Annotated in this window: 17 protein-coding genes and 1 tRNA gene; 15 read left to right on the forward strand and 3 right to left on the reverse strand. The window is 46.0% G+C overall.

The genetic code is table 11. The features are described from left to right. A partial coding sequence (locus AC9UH7_RS04295; RefSeq protein ID WP_509595526.1) for an acyl-CoA dehydrogenase family protein occupies nt 1–620 on the forward strand: 620 nt, incomplete at its 5' end. Here AC9UH7_RS04295 and AC9UH7_RS04300 read toward each other — a convergent pair. Then, nucleotides 610–1,152 carry a 5-formyltetrahydrofolate cyclo-ligase gene (locus AC9UH7_RS04300; RefSeq protein ID WP_509595527.1) on the reverse strand — a complete coding sequence of 181 codons (543 nt, stop codon included), beginning with the start codon at nt 1,150–1,152 and terminating at the stop codon, nt 610–612. The two genes, AC9UH7_RS04295 and AC9UH7_RS04300, sit on opposite strands and share 11 nt — an antisense overlap. Before the next feature lie 55 nt (nt 1,153–1,207). On the opposite strand from AC9UH7_RS04300, the gene AC9UH7_RS04305 reads away from it, so the two are divergent. Genes AC9UH7_RS04305 through AC9UH7_RS04315 form a run of 3 tightly spaced genes read left to right on the forward strand, consistent with a single transcriptional unit; the run spans nt 1,208 to nt 3,521 of the window. Beyond that, a complete protein-coding gene (locus tag AC9UH7_RS04305; RefSeq protein ID WP_509595530.1) occupies nt 1,208–2,122 on the forward strand; it encodes a molybdopterin-binding protein in 915 nt (304 codons plus the stop codon). After that, the gene (locus tag AC9UH7_RS04310) at nt 2,103–2,696 is read left to right on the forward strand and encodes a GNAT family N-acetyltransferase (RefSeq protein ID WP_509595533.1); all 594 of its coding nucleotides are present in this window, start codon (nt 2,103–2,105) and stop codon (nt 2,694–2,696) included. Before AC9UH7_RS04305 ends, AC9UH7_RS04310 begins: the two co-directional genes overlap by 20 nt. A 48-nt stretch (nt 2,697–2,744) precedes the next feature. Beyond that, nucleotides 2,745–3,521, forward strand: a complete 777-nt coding sequence (locus AC9UH7_RS04315) for a SepX/GlpR family protein (RefSeq protein ID WP_509595536.1) — start codon at nt 2,745–2,747, stop codon at nt 3,519–3,521. Here the strand turns inward: AC9UH7_RS04315 and AC9UH7_RS04320 are convergent, their stop codons facing one another. Further along, nucleotides 3,522–4,793, reverse strand: a complete 1,272-nt coding sequence (locus AC9UH7_RS04320) for a dolichyl-phosphate-mannose--protein mannosyltransferase (RefSeq protein ID WP_509595538.1) — start codon at nt 4,791–4,793, stop codon at nt 3,522–3,524. It abuts the gene before it with no gap. A 48-nt stretch (nt 4,794–4,841) separates the two neighbouring features. On the opposite strand from AC9UH7_RS04320, the gene rsmI reads away from it, so the two are divergent. The 10 genes from rsmI (at nt 4,842) to pth (ending at nt 13,789) form a co-directional block, all read left to right on the forward strand. After that, nucleotides 4,842–5,684, forward strand: coding sequence for a 16S rRNA (cytidine(1402)-2'-O)-methyltransferase (gene rsmI / locus AC9UH7_RS04325; protein WP_509595540.1), 843 nt, complete (start codon nt 4,842–4,844; stop codon nt 5,682–5,684). After that, nucleotides 5,681–7,246: a methionine--tRNA ligase gene (metG, locus tag AC9UH7_RS04330; protein ID WP_509595543.1), complete on the forward strand. Its 1,566-nt coding sequence runs from the start codon at nt 5,681–5,683 to the stop codon at nt 7,244–7,246. The genes rsmI and metG overlap by 4 nt, the downstream gene beginning before the upstream one ends. 6 nt (nt 7,247–7,252) lie before the next feature. Then, nucleotides 7,253–8,113 carry a TatD family hydrolase gene (locus AC9UH7_RS04335; RefSeq protein WP_509595545.1) on the forward strand — a complete coding sequence of 287 codons (861 nt, stop codon included), beginning with the start codon at nt 7,253–7,255 and terminating at the stop codon, nt 8,111–8,113. Next, nucleotides 8,110–8,952 (forward strand): 16S rRNA (adenine(1518)-N(6)/adenine(1519)-N(6))-dimethyltransferase RsmA, encoded by an 843-nt coding sequence (rsmA, locus tag AC9UH7_RS04340; RefSeq protein WP_509595548.1) that lies wholly within the window; start codon nt 8,110–8,112, stop codon nt 8,950–8,952. The genes AC9UH7_RS04335 and rsmA overlap by 4 nt, the downstream gene beginning before the upstream one ends. A gap of 21 nt (nt 8,953–8,973) precedes the next feature. Beyond that, complete coding sequence (locus AC9UH7_RS04345; RefSeq protein WP_509595551.1) at nt 8,974–9,888, forward strand: 4-(cytidine 5'-diphospho)-2-C-methyl-D-erythritol kinase; 915 nt, start codon at nt 8,974–8,976, stop codon at nt 9,886–9,888. A 51-nt stretch (nt 9,889–9,939) separates the two neighbouring features. After that, nucleotides 9,940–10,014, forward strand: a tRNA-Gln gene (locus tag AC9UH7_RS04350). 16 nt (nt 10,015–10,030) lie between these two features. Then, nucleotides 10,031–11,449 carry a bifunctional UDP-N-acetylglucosamine diphosphorylase/glucosamine-1-phosphate N-acetyltransferase GlmU gene (glmU, locus tag AC9UH7_RS04355; protein ID WP_509595553.1) on the forward strand — a complete coding sequence of 473 codons (1,419 nt, stop codon included), beginning with the start codon at nt 10,031–10,033 and terminating at the stop codon, nt 11,447–11,449. Between the two features lie 4 nt (nt 11,450–11,453). After that, a complete protein-coding gene (locus AC9UH7_RS04360; protein ID WP_509595555.1) occupies nt 11,454–12,434 on the forward strand; it encodes a ribose-phosphate diphosphokinase in 981 nt (326 codons plus the stop codon). Nucleotides 12,435–12,589: 155 nt separating this feature from the next. After that, nucleotides 12,590–13,201: a 50S ribosomal protein L25/general stress protein Ctc gene (locus tag AC9UH7_RS04365; RefSeq protein ID WP_509595558.1), complete on the forward strand. Its 612-nt coding sequence runs from the start codon at nt 12,590–12,592 to the stop codon at nt 13,199–13,201. A gap of 18 nt (nt 13,202–13,219) precedes the next feature. Next, a complete protein-coding gene (gene pth, locus AC9UH7_RS04370) occupies nt 13,220–13,789 on the forward strand; it encodes an aminoacyl-tRNA hydrolase (protein ID WP_509595561.1) in 570 nt (189 codons plus the stop codon). 1 nt (nt 13,790) lies between these two features. On the opposite strand, the gene ppc is transcribed toward pth, so the two are convergent. Further along, a complete protein-coding gene (gene ppc, locus AC9UH7_RS04375; protein WP_509595563.1) occupies nt 13,791–16,499 on the reverse strand; it encodes a phosphoenolpyruvate carboxylase in 2,709 nt (902 codons plus the stop codon). 118 nt (nt 16,500–16,617) lie between these two features. Between ppc and AC9UH7_RS04380 the strand changes: the two genes are divergently transcribed. Next, the coding region (locus AC9UH7_RS04380) for a transcription-repair coupling factor family protein (protein WP_509595566.1) at nt 16,618–18,077 on the forward strand (1,460 nt) is incomplete at its 3' end.

An 18,077-nucleotide genomic window follows, 5' to 3' on the forward strand; every position in this document is an offset into this window, starting at 1 on the left:
TTGGGTCGAAAGGAATCACCGCATTCATGGTTGAAAAGTCAGACCCAGGTGTCTCTTTTGGAGCACCAGAAAAGAAAATGGGAATGCGCGGGTCACCTACACGTGAAGTTTATTTCGACAATGTGCAACTTTCTGATGATCGCCGCATTAGTGAAGTTGGGCAAGGTTTTGCTTTAGCCATGAACACACTTGATCACACACGCATTACAATCGCAGCGCAAGCTATCGGCTTAGCCCAAGGTGCTTTTGATGTTGCGACAAAGTATGCGCATGAACGTCATCAATTCGGAAAACCGATCTTTGATTTCCAGGCAGTCCAATTCATGCTGGCGGATATGGCTATGAATATAGAAGCAGCGCGTCTGCTTACCTACTCTGCCGCAGTAAAGAGTGAAAATAATGAAAAGGATCTTCGTTTCTTTTCCGCTGCAAGCAAGTGTTTTGCTAGCGATATCGCGATGAAAGTGACTGAAGATGCAATTCAAGTTCTTGGTGGATACGGATATGTCACAGACTATCCAGTAGAGCGAATGATGCGTGATACAAAGTTAACTCAGATTTACGAGGGAACAAATCAGATTCAGCGCATTGTTATGGCGCGTAATTTACCTAACGGTTAAAGCGCACAACAACCGAAGGAGAAGCTGCAGCATCCAAGGGGATGTCATGGTCTTCTCGCGGAAGTGCTTCAGTAATTAATTCATTTGGATAAATCAATCCAATTTTCCAGGCCGATAGTTGGCCAAGAGCGCGATCATAATAGCCGCCACCTTGTCCTAACCGATAACCAAATTGGTCTATTCGTAGCGCCGGAACGATCACTGCCTTAATAACTGAAAGATCTTGAAGAGCTTCACCTATGGGTTCTGAGATTTTCTTCTTTGAGGTCAACTGACTGCGATCGCCATTCCATGTAACCCATTCCAACTGATTGCCATTAATCCTTGGCAGTACCAAGGTTTTTCCATCCCGCAGAAATGCGTCATTGATCTCAGCGGTACTTGGCTCCAGATCGTAGGAAAGATAGGAGGCGATCGTTGAAGCTGAGAGTATTTCTGGTGACTTTAGGATGACATTGAAGTTACAAGGGATAAATTCTTGGGAGCGCTCATGACGGGCCTGATCGCGCAATGCAATCTTCTGATCTGTCATTTAAATCTCCCGTTAAATCCCAAGGAATAAACTCTTCAACAAGTAGGGTTTGATTATGTCAGAACACACACGAGTCGATGAGTTTCTAACCTCCTTACTCGCCATCTGCAAACCACTGGAACCTTTTGAGATGCCTTTGCTGGATGCCCATGGGGCAACCCTTGCTGAAGACATTTACGCAGGGGAGCGTTTGGTTCTTCGCGCCGGTACTCGTATTCGATCAACTCAAATTGGATTAGCAGCATCTATTGGGCTTGATCATCTTCCAACTCGTCCCCATCCACGTGTCGTAGTACTTTCAGCTGGACCAGATCTAGTTGAACCTGGCCAGCCTCTGAATAATTCAAGTGATGAGTACGAAACTAATTCTTGGTTGCTCACTACTGCAGTTCGCGAAGTGGGCGCTGTTGCTTATCGAGTTCACTCAATCCCAGATGATGAAGAGCAGCTACAAAAAGTCATTGAGGATCAGTTAGTACGCGCGGATTTAATTATTATCAGTGGAGAGCGCAGAGATGACTCATTTGATTTAATCACTCGCACTTTGGCAGGTGTTGGGGATATAACAACTGTTGACCTGGCTATTGAAGCTAGCGGTCGTCATAATTTTGGAACAATCGGTCCAGATAGCACCCCAGTCGTGACTCTTCCGGGTGACCCAATCTCTGCTTATGTTTCCTTTGAACTATTTGTTCGACCAATGATTCGCACAATGTTGGGCGCTGCAACAATTCACCGCCCTTCTGTAAAGGCGATACTTGAAAAACCGGTCGAATCTACCCTTGGTATGCGCTCCTACATTCGCGCGATCTTGGCCGATGATGGAAAATCTGTGACACCACTGGCAGATCAGGATGAACAATCAACCTTGTCTGATGCAAATGCATTTATTGCGATTTCTGAAAACGATACCTCCCTAAAAACTGGAGATCAGGTCACAGTCGTAGTTCTTGAGCGCCGATATATCTAGTCGCATGAGCACTGGTTGGCCTACACATCTAGGAAATGAAGAGATTTTCTTAAGGCCGCTGCGTTTTCGAGATCGCAGAGCATGGAATCAGGTAAGAGTAGAAAACCGAGAGTGGCTCTCCCCTTGGGAGGCCACGATTCCTGCCATTAGTGAAGAGAGATACAAAGAACTGCCTTCATATTATGAAATGGTGCGAATTCTCAATCATGAAGCCCGCCATGGCCGTTCCTTTTCATTTGCAATCTGGCATGGCAAGAACTTAATTGGGCAAATTTCCCTAGGCGGAGTTATCTATGGCGCGATGCGCGGCGGACATATTGGATATTGGATCGATCGTAATTTTGCCAATCGAGGCTATACAACCGCTGCCGTTCAAATGCTTACCCTGTACGCCTTTGAAGTACTAAAGCTGCATCGAGTTGAGATAAACCTGCGACCAGAAAATGCCTCAAGTCGACGGGTAGCTGAAAAAGCTGGTTTTGTTTTTGAAGGAGATCGTCCGAGATACCTCCACATCGATGGTCAATGGCGGGATCACATCTGTTTCGTTAAGGAAAATTCTGAGATTAAGTAGCACTTAAATCCCAGAAAAGCATCACCCCTTCCTTTAGATTTGGCCATCATGACTTCCGGACTTATCTATATTGCGATCATTGGTATGTGGGTCGCTTATTTTGCACCCCGCTGGATTCATGACCGCAATGAGTTTTCTGGAAAATCAGTTGAGCGCTTTAAAAGCGCATTGCGAATAGTTGCAAATCAATCTCCTGAGACATCAACTACTGGTGGATCCATCCACATTGATCTCGACCGTGAAGCGAAGTTTCGTCAGGATCTTTTGCGTCGCAGGATTATTTTTACATTGATTTCTTTTTCACTCATCACGACAGTTATAGGTGGAATTATGAATACGATGCCATTCATTTATGCAGCAGTGCCTTTATCGGCAATGCTTATTTATATTGCAAATGTTCGCCGACATGTAATTGCTGATCAATTGCACAGGCGTCGAATTACACAGATGCATCGACGTAGCTCTGGTGTTTCAGCTTCTAACTTGACCGAAGTTGTTCAACCAAAATCCACAACCGAACATTGGATACCGTTGTCAGAGCGTGAGTTAAAGGGCGTTGTCATATTACCTAAAGGTTCTGCAGCAATTCGAAATGCATGGGAACCGACTGAAGTACCAGTTCCAACTTATCTCAATGCGCCAAAGGCGGTTAGCGCCAAACGTGTAATTGATTTGACTAACCCAGCCCAATGGAGCGAAGAGCAAGAGCGTCTTGAGCGTGAAGCACTTGCGGCAATCTCACCATCTCGGGATGAAATCTTTGATCAGCAGTTAGCCGATGAAGCGGTCGAGCGGCTAAATCAATCTCGCGCAGCTAACGAGTAATTAGATCCAGGAGTCAAACCACATACGAAGCTTCCAATCTTCGTATGTAATCACTTGCCCCGTAAATAATGGGAAGAAAAACACAAAACAAATCACTATCAGGGCAAATATTCCTCCCACAATTGATTGAGAAACAACTGGCTTCAAGTGGCTATCTAGCAATAATTTAGCGCAATACACAATCGCCAAAACTAAAAATGGTGTAATTATGATTGCATAGAAAGAGAAAACAGTGCGTTGTTGCATTGCAAACCAAGGTAAGTAACCGGCTGCCAAACCAAGAACTACAAGGTTTGCCCCCGCATCAACACGGTGATTGATCAATGATCTAATCCAATATCCAACAACAACTGCAATTGCAATTGTTCCAACCCACCACAAAATCGGAGTACCTAAAGCGAGAACTTCCTGAGCGCAATTGTCCGAAGAACATCCTTTTGGCGCATCATAAAAAAATGAAGTCGGTCTACCCATGATTAACCAGCTCCATGGGTTTGCTTGATATGGATGAGTGCTGGTTAACCCAGTATGAAATGTCAACATTTCTGAGTGGTAGTGAATCCAAGAAGCAACTGGATTGCTAGACCATTGACGGCTCCAGCCACGATCTGAAATAAACCACCCAGTCCATGTGAGTGCATATACAAAAACTGGCAACAATCCATATTGTGCAAACTTTGCTGCAATTGGCTTTATAGATTTCTTAACATCGTATTCAATCAATATTCTATAGACAGCAATCAAACCAATTATTGCCACAAAGTAGATCGCACTCCATTTACATCCAATAGCTAATCCAAATGCAATACCTGCCCAAATGTGCCGGTTGCGATGCCACAGAAGAATACCTACAAGCGTGAAAAATGTTAAGAATAAATCTAAAAGTGCAGATCGAGAATGCACAAGCAACATTCCATCTAATGCCATTAATGAGGCACCTAGGGCGGTTAGTAGAGGTGAATAGAAAATGACATGCACCAAACGAGCAAAAACAAGAATCAGAAGTGTTCCAAAAACCGCAGATGCAAAGCGCCAGCCAAACTCATTGTCACCAAACAACTTGATGCCACTAGCTATCAACCATTTGCCGACAGGTGGGTGAACTATGAATTCCGGGTCTGAACCATTAACTTCCACGCCATATGCGAGCAAGTCACGTGCTCCATCTACGTAATAGACCTCATCAAAGACAAGCCCTTTAGGCGACCCGAGATTAAAGATCCGGAGCACAAAAGATGCGATAGCAATCAAGAGCGGAGCGATGGCAGCCATAGGACAAGAGTATGGGCGATTGTTGCCAATTACTGAGAGGATTAGGCCATGACGCTTATTTTGGCAGCTACCCCTTTGGGAAATCCAGGGGATGCCAGCCCTAGATTGAAAAGGGCGATTGAAAGCGCATCGATTATTGCAGCCGAGGATTCTCGCCGTTTTCATCGCTTGTGCACCGATATTGAGGTCACCTTCACCGCTCGAGTCCTGTCCTTTTTTGAAGGAAATGAAATCGAGCGCACGCGCGAGTTGATATCCGAACTCAAGAGCGGTGCGACTGTGCTGGTTGTTTCAGATGCAGGAATGCCAACAATTAGTGATCCTGGTTTCCGACTGATGCGAGATGCTATTACAGAAGGAATAGAAGTTTCAGTTATCCCTGGAGCAAGTGCGGTCACCATGTCAGTTGCATTGTCAGGACTTCCCACAGATCGCTTTTCCTTTGAAGGTTTTCCTCCACGAACTGCAGGTGCACGATTAGCAACATTTGAAAAACTTCGATTTGAAGAGCGCACTATGGTTTTCTTTGAGGCACCTCATCGCTTAGCTGAATCACTCATTGATGCAGTAAATGTCTTTGGAGCCGATCGACTTGGTGCGATTTGTCGAGAAATGACAAAACGGTATGAAGAAACTATTCGTGGCACCCTTGATGAACTTTCCACATGGGCATCTAGTAATGAAGTTCTTGGTGAGATCACTCTTGTGATTGCAGGTGCGGCTATGGATTCAGCAGCCTTGACGGCGGCTGACATGGTGGGTCGAGTTCGAGAGTTTGAGTCAGCCGGAATGGATCGAAAATCTGCCATTGCAACCGTTGCCGAAGAGTTTGGCATCGCAAAACGGCTTGTTTATGCCGCAGTCGTTGATGCCAATAAGATGAGCCAGTGACTAAGTCTTTCTATCTAACGACGCCGATTTATTACGTCAACGACGCCCCTCATATTGGGCATGCCTACACAACCGTTGCAGGAGATGTTTTGACGCGCTGGCATCGTCAAAAAGGTGAATCAGTCTGGTTCTTAACAGGCACAGATGAACACGGTCAGAAAGTAATGCGTACTGCAGAAAGCAACAAGGTCGCACCGCAAGCTTGGGTAGACAAGTTAGTTCAAGAAGCGTGGAAGCCAAATTGGGAACACTTAAATATTGCGAATGATGATTTCATTCGCACCACCGAAAAGCGGCACACAGAACGAGTTCAAAAGTTTTTACAATCACTTAAAGACTCTGGACATATCTATGCTGGTAAGTATGAAGGCCCTTATTGTGTTGGCTGCGAAGAGTTCAAACTTCCAGGAGATTTGATCGACATAGATAGCGCCAAGTGCTGCCCAATCCATAGCAAGCCAATTGAATTAGTTAACGAAAATAATTGGTTCTTCAAACTCTCTGCTTTCGTTGAGCCTTTACTTGCACACTACAAAAATAATCCTGATGCTTGCCAACCAGAGAGTGCACGCAACGAGGTTGTCTCATTCCTTGAAGGTGGAGTTTCAGATCTTTCAATTTCACGATCAACTTTTGATTGGGGTATTCCTGTTCCTTGGGATACTGATCAAGTTGTCTATGTTTGGTTTGATGCTCTTCTTAACTATGCAACAGCTGTTGGTTTAACTGATTCCCCAGATTCTGAAGGTGGCAAGAAATTTGCACAAATCTGGCCTGCAGATGTGCATTTGGTCGGAAAAGATATTTTGCGCTTCCACGCAGTTATTTGGCCAGCCATGTTGATGGCAGCGGGTCTAGATGTCCCCAAGAAAGTCTTTGCTCATGGCTGGCTCTTAGTCGGTGGCGAAAAGATGAGTAAGAGCAAGTTGACGGGAATTGCACCAAAGGACATCACTGATCACTTTGGCATCGATGCATTCCGCTATTACTTCTTGCGTGCTATTCCCTTTGGCACAGATGGTTCTTTCTCTTGGGAAGATATGAGCGCCCGCTACACATCTGAGCTCGCAAATGACTTTGGAAACCTTGCCTCACGCAGCGCAGCGATGGTTGAAAAGTACTGCGCAGGGGTATTGCCGGCTGTTAGTCACGATGCAGGATTAGAAGCAGCTTTAACTGAAACGGTAAAGAAGGCTGACGCTGCTATGTGTGCTCTAGATTTCCAAGGTGGAATTCTTGCCATCATGGATTTCTGCAAGCAAGTTAATGGCTACGTAACCATTAAAGAGCCATGGATTCTTGCGAAAGATCCGGCAAACCAAGCTCAGCTGGAAGAAATTTTGTATAACACTGCTGAATCTCTACGTGCTCTTGCGGTGCTATTGCATCCAGTCATGCCTCAGACATGTGAAATTTTGTGGCAAAGCCTTGGCGCACAAGATGCTTTGGGTGATCTGGGAGCGCAAAAGATTTCAGAGGTTGCCACCTGGGGACAGTTGCCTGCAGGTGCAACTGTTACTAAAACTCCAGTTTTATTCCCACGTTTAGAAACTCCTGCCTAAGTAACAATGGCTGATCGCCACAATCGCGATATGGATAGACCTCGCGCACCGTTACCAGAACCCCTACCAGTTCCAACTGTTGATGCACATGCCCATATGGAGATCGTTACCGATGCGGCATTTGATTCACAAGAGGTAGCAGATGTAATTGCAGAAGCGAAGTCAGTAAATGTGGATCGCATTGTTCAAGTTGGTTATTCAGCAGAACAATCTAAGTGGTGTGTTGGTGCAGCAGAAAAGTGGAACACATCCGTTCTGGCCGCGGTTGCATTACACCCCAACGAAGCACCTGTTGTTACTGACTTAGAAGCTGACCTCAAGATTATTGAAGAACTTGCCCAACACCCACGCGTTCGAGCTATTGGTGAAACTGGTCTTGATTACTTCCGCACCCCACCTGAATTACGTAAGCGCCAACAAGATTCTTTTAAGTGGCATATTGAATTAGCCAAAAAAGCTAATAAAGCGCTAGTTATTCATGATCGTGATTCACATGATGATGTCTTGTCGGTACTGCTAGAAGTTGGTGCACCTGAAAAGACTGTCTTTCACTGCTTTTCAGGCGATGTGGCAATGGCCAAAACCTGCATTGAACGTGGCTACATTCTCTCCTTTGCCGGCACATTAACCTTTAAGAATGCTCCAGAATTGCGTGATGCGGTAAAGCTTGTGCCAGTTGATCAACTATTAGTCGAAACAGATTCACCATTCTTAGCCCCGTCTCCTAATCGAGGTGCTGGCAATACTCCTGCACAAATTGCAACCATTGTGCGTGCGATGGCTGCAGAGCGAGAACAAGATTTAGCAGAGCTAGCAACTGCCTTAGGCAATAATGCTGAACGCATCTTCGGTTCGTTTTCATCATGACGTTACTTGGTGCGGCACAAATCCGCGAACTTGCTGCACAGTTAGAGCTGAAGCCATCTAAATCCTTAGGGCAAAACTTTGTCATTGATTCAAATGTTTGCACAAAGATAGTTCGCACCGCTGGTGTAACAAGTGATGACATTGCTCTTGAAATCGGACCTGGTCTTGGATCATTAACCCTTGCATTACTAGATGTTGCGCAATCTGTAATCGCAGTGGAAATAGATCCTCGCCTTGCGCAGCAACTTCCAGTAACTGTCGCAGAGCACTTTGAACACCCAGAAAATCTCACTGTCATAAACAAGGATGCATTAGCGGTTAATGATCTTCCAGTTTCACCTACTGTGTTAGTTGCAAATTTGCCATATAACGTCTCTGTTCCAGTATTGCTGCACCTGCTTGAAAAATTCCCAACACTTCGCACAGGTGTCGTCATGGTTCAAGCTGAAGTTGCAGATCGTTTGGCTGCAAAGCCTGGTGGCAAGGAGTATGGAATTCCAAGTGTTAAAGCTGCATGGTGGGCTGATGTGAAAAATGTCGGAACAGTGTCAAGATCAATCTTTTGGCCAGCCCCAAATGTTGATTCCAAACTAGTGGGATTCACCCGCCGTGAAACAGCTGGTAGTGAAGAATCTCGGGAAAAAGTCTTTACGATTATCGATGCCGCCTTTGCCCAACGCCGAAAGATGCTGCGTTCAGCCCTTTCTAGCCTTTATGGCTCATCATCGGCTGCCGAAGCGATTTTGGTCAAAGCAGGTATAGATCCAACACTTCGTGGCGAAGCATTACAGATTGAATCTTTTTGCAAGATTGCTGCCGTTGCTCCTGACATTTTCTAATTGCAGTTATAGGGTCACTGCATGCCAGTAAAAAGTGTGACCGTTCGCGTGCCGGCAAAGGTCAACCTTCAGTTATCTGTTGGGCCAAAAGAGGCCGATGGCTATCACAACCTAGTATCGGTTTTTCAAGCGATATCAATTTTTGATGATGTGACAATTAAGTTGTCAGAACCTGGCGCTGGATTAACTATTGAAATTTCTGGCGAGCAGACTCATGGTGTTCCAGCCGATGCAAATAATTTGGCAGCAAAAGCCGTCGCTCTTATTTCGAAAGAGTATGACCTAACAGTTGATGCACATATTGAGATCAAGAAATCTATTCCAGTTGCGGGTGGCATGGCAGGCGGTAGTGCAGATGCAGCAGCCACGATTGTTGGTATTGATTATTTGTATTCACTAGGAATGTCTCGTGAAGAGATGGTTGAGATTGCAGCACAACTTGGTAGCGATGTCCCATTTATGCTTAGCGGTGGTACTGCAATTGGGACAGGACATGGTGATCAATTAACAGCTGCGCTATCACGCGGGACTTATCACTGGGTGCTTGCACTTTCTACTCATGGATTATCAACACCGGCTGTTTACGCCGAATGTGATCGCTTACGTGCAGAGCTCGACGTTATTCAACCCCAAACACATGAAGGGTTGATGCAAGCACTTTTGGCAGCTGATGCAACAGAGGTTGGCAAATCACTTGTTAATGATTTACAAGCTGCTGCCTGCTCATTGCGACCAGCCCTACGGTTAGTTTTAGATGTTGGTCAGGAGTATGGCGCTCTAGGTGCGATCGTTTCAGGCTCTGGCCCAACAGTTGCTTTCTTGGTTGCAGATGTTGATGCGGGCCTTGATTTAACGGTGGCGTTAACGGCCAGCGGGGTAGTAGGCAGCGTTGTGCGGGCATATGGCCCTGTGGCTGGAGCGAAAGTAATCTCCTAATCGGGCCGCAGTTGGTCACAAGCACCACCATTTATGAGGGAGAATATGCGTTCCGCCATTGTGTAGTGGCTAGCACATGGGCCTTTGAAGCCCAGGGTCCAGGATCGATACCTGGTGGCGGAGCCACCGATAGACTTCACTTGTGACCGTACAAACCGTGATTGTCCTAGCCGCAGGCGAAGGCACACGCATGAAGTCGGCAACTCCTAAGGTTCTTCACAGCGTTGCAGGACGTTCGCTACTCGGACATGTTATTCACGCAGTTAATCACTTAAATCCAACTGAACTTCGAATCGTTGTCGGTTCAGGCCGTGAAGCGGTCGAAGCACACATCGCACAGATTGCACCGAAGGCAACAACAGTTTTCCAGGAACACCGTGGTGGCACAGGACATGCAGCGCAATTAGCGCTCGCAGGCACAACTCCAAAAGGCACGGTATTAGTTTTAGCTGGAGACACACCTCTACTTTCTGGTGACTCTTTGGCAGCGTTTGTAGCAGCTCATAGCGCCGGAAAGTTTGCCGCATCTGTTTTAACTGCAGAACATCCAGAACCAACTGGATACGGCCGCATTATTCGAGATGATGCTGATGAACTCTTGCGCATTGTTGAAGAAAAAGATGCAACAGATGATGAGAAGTTTATCTTTGAAATCAATAGTGGAGTTTATGCATTTGATGGCGAAAAGCTTGCTGCTTCAATTGGCAAGTTAACAAATGCGAATACCCAAGGTGAATTGTATTTAACTGATGTCATCGGAATTCTAAAGTCTGCAGGAGAATCTATAGCTGCCATCATGATCGATGATTTCACTGAAACTCTGGGTGTCAATGATCGGGTGCAACTGGCAGAGAGCGCAGCGATGCTACGTGATCGGATTAATGATGAGTGGATGCATGCCGGTGTCACTATCATAGATCCAACAACAACTTGGATTGATTCAACTGTTGAACTTTCACCTGATGTGACACTGCATCCTGGCACTGCTCTTCTTGGCTCTACCAAGATTGCATCTGGGGCGGTAATTGGACCTCGCACGACCCTTACGGATTGTGTTGTTAAAGAAGGCGCACAAGTGCTGGAATCAATCGCTTTGCAAACCGTTATTGGCGAAGGTGCCTCAGTAGGCCCATTTACCTATTTGCGTGCTGGGACTCAGCTTGGAGATGCAACTAAGGCAGGTGCTTTTGTTGAAATGAAGAACGCTGTTGTTGGAACAGGTTCAAAAGTTCCGCATCTTTCATATGTTGGCGATGCAACTATTGGTGAAGGAAGCAACATCGGGGCGGCCACTATTTTCGTTAATTACGATGGTGTTGAGAAACATCACACAACAGTGGGTGATCAGGTGCGAATTGGCAGTGACACAATGCTTGTTGCTCCTGTTTCAATCGGTGATGGCGCTTATACAGCGGCTGGATCAGTTATTACAGAAGATGTTCCGGCGGGCGCAATTGGTGTTGGCCGAGCAAAGCAAAGAAATGTATTAGATTGGGTTCTGCGCAAGCGCGCAGGAAGTAAATCCGCACAAGCCGCCGAAGCAAGTACGAAGAAGGGCTAGATATATGAGCGAGATCCGTTTATCTTCTGAAAAAAGATTACGCCTATTTGCAGGCCGCGGATTTCCTGAGCTAGCCGATGAAGTGGCCGCTGAACTTGGTATTCCATTAACTCCAACATCTGCATATGACTTTGCAAATGGTGAAATCTTTGTTCGCTTTGAAGAATCAGTTCGTGGCTGCGATGCGTTTGTTATTCAAAGCCACACAACACCAGTGAACAAGCACATCATGGAGCAGTTGATCATGGTTGATGCTTTGAAGCGCGCATCAGCAAAGCGCATCACAGTGGTCACACCTTTTTATGGTTATGCACGCCAAGATAAGAAGAGCCGTGGACGTGAACCAATCACAGCTCGTTTGATGGCAGATCTTTTTAAGACTGCAGGTGCCGATCGCTTAATGGCAGTCGATTTGCATACTTCACAGATTCAAGGCTTCTTTGATGGACCAGTTGATCATTTGTTCGCTCTACCGATGCTGGCAAACTATGTTGGCAGCAAAGTAGATCGCACACGCTTAACAATTGTTTCTCCTGACTCAGGTCGAGTTCGAGTTGCAGAGCGTTGGTCAGATCTTCTTGGTGGTTGCCCAATCGCATTTATTCACAAGACTCGCGACCCACGTATTCCTAATGAATCAATCACAGGTCGCGTGGTTGGTGATGTCGTCGGGCAAACATGCGTTGTTATCGATGACATGATCGACACAGCCGGCACAATTACCAAGGCAGTAGATGCGCTATTTGATGCAGGTGCTGCTGATGTAATCATCGCTGCAACTCATGCAGTATTTAGTGGCCCAGCAGTTGATCGCTTGAAAAATAGCCGCGCATCAGAAGTTGTCATTACAAATACCTTGCCAATTTCTGAGGATCAAAAGTTTGATAATTTGACCGTGCTTTCAATTGCCCCACTTCTAGGCCGCGCAATACGTGAGGTCTTTGAGGATGGATCGGTTACGAGCCTGTTTGATGGTCATTCCTAAGCCTGAATTTGCTTCAACGCTGGCTGAAAAGATACTGTTCGACCTGTTCCGGCGAGGGTAGCGAATAGCTTTCCGTGATCGACGGGTAAGGGATTTTTCTCCTGCTGGAACTTTGTGTACGCACCGAAGAACCGGGATTAACAAGGAGATAAAAAATGGCAGAAGTAAAGATCGTCGGAACCACTCGTACTGAATTTGGTAAGGGCGCATCACGTCGTGCACGTCGCGATGGTTTAGTTCCTGCTGTTATCTACGGTCACGGAGAAAAGCCTCTACACATCACACTTCCTGCAAAGGAACTTGGCGTTGCTCTGAAGCAGTCAAACGTTCTTTTGGACATCACAATTGATGGCAAGAACGAACTAACACTTCCAAAGGTAATCGTCCGCGATTTCCTAAAGCAGATTCTTGAGCACGTTGACCTAGTTTTGGTTCGTCGTGGCGAGAAGGTTGTCGTTTCAGTCCCTGTTCACACAGTTGGTGAGCATGACCGCGATGGCATTCTTGAGCACGTTAACAACACAATCGATGTTCGTGTTGATGCTTCAGCAATCCCAAGCTTCCTAGAAGTAGACATTCAAGGTCTTGCTGCAGGATCTTCAAAGTACGCAGCAGATGTTGTACTTCCAGCAGGAGTTGAACTCGAGTCTGATCCAAAGACAATCGTTGTTCACCTATCAGAGAAGTCAACTGCAGCTGCGGAAGAAGCAGCACCAGCAGCAGATGCAGCAGCACCTGCAGCAGATGCCGAGAAGAAAGACGCTTAACCCCTAGGCTTTGTTGTTATGACGTGGTTGGTAGTGGGCCTGGGTAATCCAGGAGATCAATACGCTGCCACACGTCATAACATCGGCCAGATGGTGATTGATGAATTAGCTCGTCGCCATTCAATCAAGTTTTCCTCACATAAATCTCGCACAGATATTGCAGCATATAAATTAGATGCTGGCACACATTCAATAATTCTTGCAAAATCAAGGAGCTTTATGAATGAAACAGGCGGACCCATTAAGGCCCTGGCTAATTTCTATTCAGTTGAGCCAGAAAATATTATTGCCTTGCATGATGAGTTAGACATTCCATTTGCTGCAATTAGAACCAAGTTTGCCGGCGGGGACAACGGGCATAATGGCCTTAAATCAATGACCTCATCATTTGACGGTCCAAATTATTATCGGGTTCGCTTAGGTATTGGCCGCCCCATGGGTCAGCAAGATCCAGCAGATTTTGTGCTGAAAGCATTTTCCAAAGTAGAACAAAAAGATTTAGGTGAATTCATCGATCGCGGCGCCGATGTGGTCGAATCATTGATTACAAAAGGTCTAGAAACTACTCAATCAACTTTCAATAGCTAATTCAGCCAGTATTTCTGAGGCCAGCGGCAACACCATTGATCGTTAGTAGCAGTGCACGGCGCAGAACGGGATCGGCAGAATCACCAGCTTCACGTACACGCTTGAGCAAGTTAATTTGCAATAGATGTATGGGCGAAAGATAAGCATCGCGAACTTGCAATGTTCTGGCCAGAATTTCCTGATTTCCCAATAATGTCTTCTTGTTGGTTAGTTTTAAGATCTCTGAAACAGTTAATTCAAACTCCGCTTGGATTTCATCTAAGAAGTGGTGGAGCTCTGTCGGTACAAGTGTTTCAACATAACGCTTAGCAAGTTCTAGGTCTGTTTTTGCAAGTGTCATTTCAACGTTACTGATAAATGTTGTGAAGAAATGCCACTCCGTAAGCATCTGAGCTAAGAGATCAGCATGTCCTGCTTCTCGTGCAGCTTTGAGGCCTGAACCAACTCCGAACCAGCCAGGCACGATCTGACGCGACTGGGTCCAGCCAAATACCCAAGGAATTGCCCGTAATGAGTCAAGACCACCTGCAGCATCTGGGCGACGTGATGGACGTGAACCCAAGAACAAATCGCCAAGTTGCTCGACAGGAGTTGATGAATAGAAATATGCAGGCAGATCTGGTTGATCAATCAGGCAGCGGTATTGCTTAAAGGATTCATCACTAACTAGTTGCATGCAATCACCCCAAGCCTTTAGCTCTGTGGGGGTTTGACGTGGTCCACGATTTAGAACTGTTGCTTCTAATGATGCGGCCAAAGTTAGCTCTACGTTTTCTCGAGCAAGTGAGGGAAGTGCGTACTTATCGCTAATAACTTCGCCTTGTTCTGTCATTTTAATTTGCCCATCAACAGATCCCCACGGCAAGGCGATTAATGCCTCATATGTTGGACCGCCACCGCGACCAACCGAACCACCGCGTCCATGGAACAAGCACAGCTTCACCCCGTGCTTCATTGCAACATCGCGCAAAGAACGTTGTGCTCGGTGGATTTCCCACTGACTCGTTGCAATACCAGCATCTTTGTTGGAATCTGAATACCCCAGCATTACTTCCTGAACATCTCCACGCAAAGAAACAACTGCGCGGTAAGCGGGATTACTCAAAAGTTTTTCAAGAATTTCACCAGCAGAGCGAAGTTCAGCAACTGTTTCTAGCAACGGCGCAAATCCGATAGTTGCCTTCTTCTCTTTAAGTGAAACAAGGCCTGCGTGCTGGGCAATGACAACTGCTGCAATCAAATCATCGGCACCTTTTGTCATAGAAACAATATAAGTTTCTATCGCCTCTGGCCCAAAGCGATCAATCAAATCATTGATAGCTATGAATGTGTCTAATGTTTTCTTGCCTAAGGCATCCAATTGAGATGTGTTAAAAACTGTTCCGTCGGCTAGTACTTTCCGGAGAATTTCGAACTTTTCTTCGTGGGACTTTTCTTGATATCCATCGATTCCAATTATCTGCTTCAAAACATTGTGATGAGCATCTGAATGTTCACGAACATCCATAGTTGCATGTGTTATTCCAAAGGCTGCAACGGTGCGGATGGTGCGCTCAAGTAAGCCTGTGGCAATCAGTTCACCGCGATGTGCCAGCAGTGAGTCGCGCATCAACACCAAATCAGCCAGAAGTTCGGCTGTGTTTGCATAATCCCGGTTTGGCACATGTACTCCAGCTTTTGCATGGCGATCACGAGTAAATGCCAAGCGATGCACAATCGCAGTTGCCTTGAGGCGGTATGGCTCTTCGGCATTCAGGCGTAAGAAGCGAGGTTCAAATTCAGGGATGTTCGCTAAATCCTTCTCAACTGAGGCCGATAGTTCTGGTGTTGCCCCAACGATCTTTGTTGAAACAGAGAGCATTTGGCGTAATTCATTCATCGCAGCGATAGTTACCCGAATAGCATGACCGACTTGTAGGACCATGGCATCGGTTGTGACTTCTGCTGTGATGTTTGGATTGCCATCACGGTCTCCGCCGATCCAGTTACCAAAAGAAAGTGGACGAGCTGTTAATGGCACCTCAACATTGATGCGCTTCATTTCCTTAGTAAAATCATTAAGAACTTCTGGAACAGTTTGTGTGAACAAATCATCCAGGTAATACAAAGCATTGAGTGCTTCATCTAATGGCTCTGGGCGACCTAAACGAAGTTCGTCGGTCTGCCACAATAAATCAATTGTTTCTGCCAAACGATCTTGTTGCGATGGATTCCGTGGATCATCTAATAATTCTGCAATAATTCCCAATTTGTTTAACACTGAGCGTCGTGCTGCCTCAGTTGGGTGCGCGGTAAACACTGGACGGACTGACATTGCACTAACCCATTGTTCAATTTCTTCTTTGCTTAATTCATGTCCAGGAGTTTGGAGTTTTAAGGCAACTTCGATGCGATCAACTGCACGGGCAAGCCAAGAGCCGCCTGTTGCGCGCACATCAGCCAGAACGCGGGCACGGTGAACTTGCTCGGCAACATTTGCTAAATGGAAATAGGTGCTAAATGCACGCACTAATTGGACGGAGTCTTCAACAGATAGATCAGCAAGTATTTCTGCGCCAGTGCCTTCTCGCACTGACTTTCGAACCTCTTCGACCAACGCTAAGAGTTCTGGACCTTCTTGGCGCACGAGTGTTTGACCCAAGAGATCGCCAAGCCGACGCACATCACTACGCAACCCTGCCTCATCTGCAGCAATGGGGTTCTGGCTCATTGGGCAATCCTCTCAGGTAAGAAGGTCTGCTCAAAACAAATTACACTTGGCCCATCAAGCCCCTCCATTTGGACCCCCCTCCAAAAGGAAATGGGGCCTTAAGGCATTGGAGGCACGCATGCGCGGACTAATTCCTGTCCTGCCATCTGCACCTGATGCATCTCACATTGTGGCACCGCAATCGATGTATCCATTTTTACTTGCCGCACGCGCATCTGCCCATCCACTTTTAGTTGTCACTAGCTCTAGTCGAAGCAGCGAAGATCTTGTCAATGAATTGCGCGAACTTTATGACAATGTCTTGGAATTTCCAGCTTGGGAAACACTGCCTCATGAGCGTTTAAGCCCACGAAGTGACACAGTTGCAAAGAGAATTCAAACTCTTTATGCATTACAGAACCAACATTCAAGTAATCCGATTGTTGTCACACCAGTTCGTGGAGCAATCCATCGAATAATCAGCAACCTAGGTTCAACCCCTCTTATGAAGTTAGAGATTGGCCAAGAACAATCACTTGATCTACTTGTAAAACATCTATCATCACTTTGCTATACACGAACTGATTTAGTTGAACGTCGTGGTGAGTTTGCAGTCCGTGGTGGAATTGTTGATCTCTTTCTACCTCTGAGTCATCACCCAATCCGGATCGATTTCTTTGGTGATGAAATAGAAGAGTTAAGTTATTTTGAAGTCGCAGATCAGCGCACATTTGCACCAGTGATTGGCAAAGTGGAGATCTATCCATGCCGAGAAATGTTGTTGACACCTGAGGTTAAGCACCGTGCGATTGAGGTAAAAGATGAGTATCCAGTGGCTGCAGAAATGCTGGAGAAAATAAGCGAAGGGATTGCCTTTGAGGGCATGGAGTCCTTGATTCCATTATTGATAGATGAAACCGAAACATTGCTTTCTCGAATGCCTGCCAACACACAGATTCTTTTTATCGATGAACAACGTATTCGTTCGCGGGCAGCAGATTTGCTGGCAACTAATGAAGAGTTTCTCAACGCCTCTTGGTCAAATGCTGCGCTGGGCGGAATTGCTCCTTTGCATGATGGAGCTGGAACATATATTTCCTGGGATGAGCTCAAAGATGAGATTGTTTCAAGATCGATAACGAGCGCGGAATTTAGTCCCTTTGGAAGCGACCTAGAAGAAGATGTTCTCTTTTTGGAGTATGCCGCTATAGATCCCATGCGCGGGGATATTGAACGCACCGTTGATGTCCTACGAACAGTGCTTGAAGAACACCGCACTGTTGTTTTTGCAACCCATGGGCACGGAATGCTCGAGAGATATGCGGGAATATTTCGAAGCGCTGATCTACCTGTTCACATTGTTGAAAAACTAGTTGCAACCCCAACGAAGGGCACTATCTATTTAACTACTTCAGTTATCACCCACGGCTTTGAAAGTGCTGAAGATCAAATTTTCTTCATGACTGAAAGAGATCTAACTGGCAGTAAAGGATCTGTTAAAGATGGTGAACGTATGCCTTCAAAGCGCAAGCAGGCTATTGATCCGTTAGAGCTCAAAAGTGGTGATTATGTTGTGCATGAACAACACGGTATTGGACG

It is taken from the genome of Candidatus Planktophila sp. (assembly GCF_044348745.1).
Lineage (GTDB): Bacteria > Actinomycetota > Actinomycetes > Nanopelagicales > Nanopelagicaceae > Planktophila.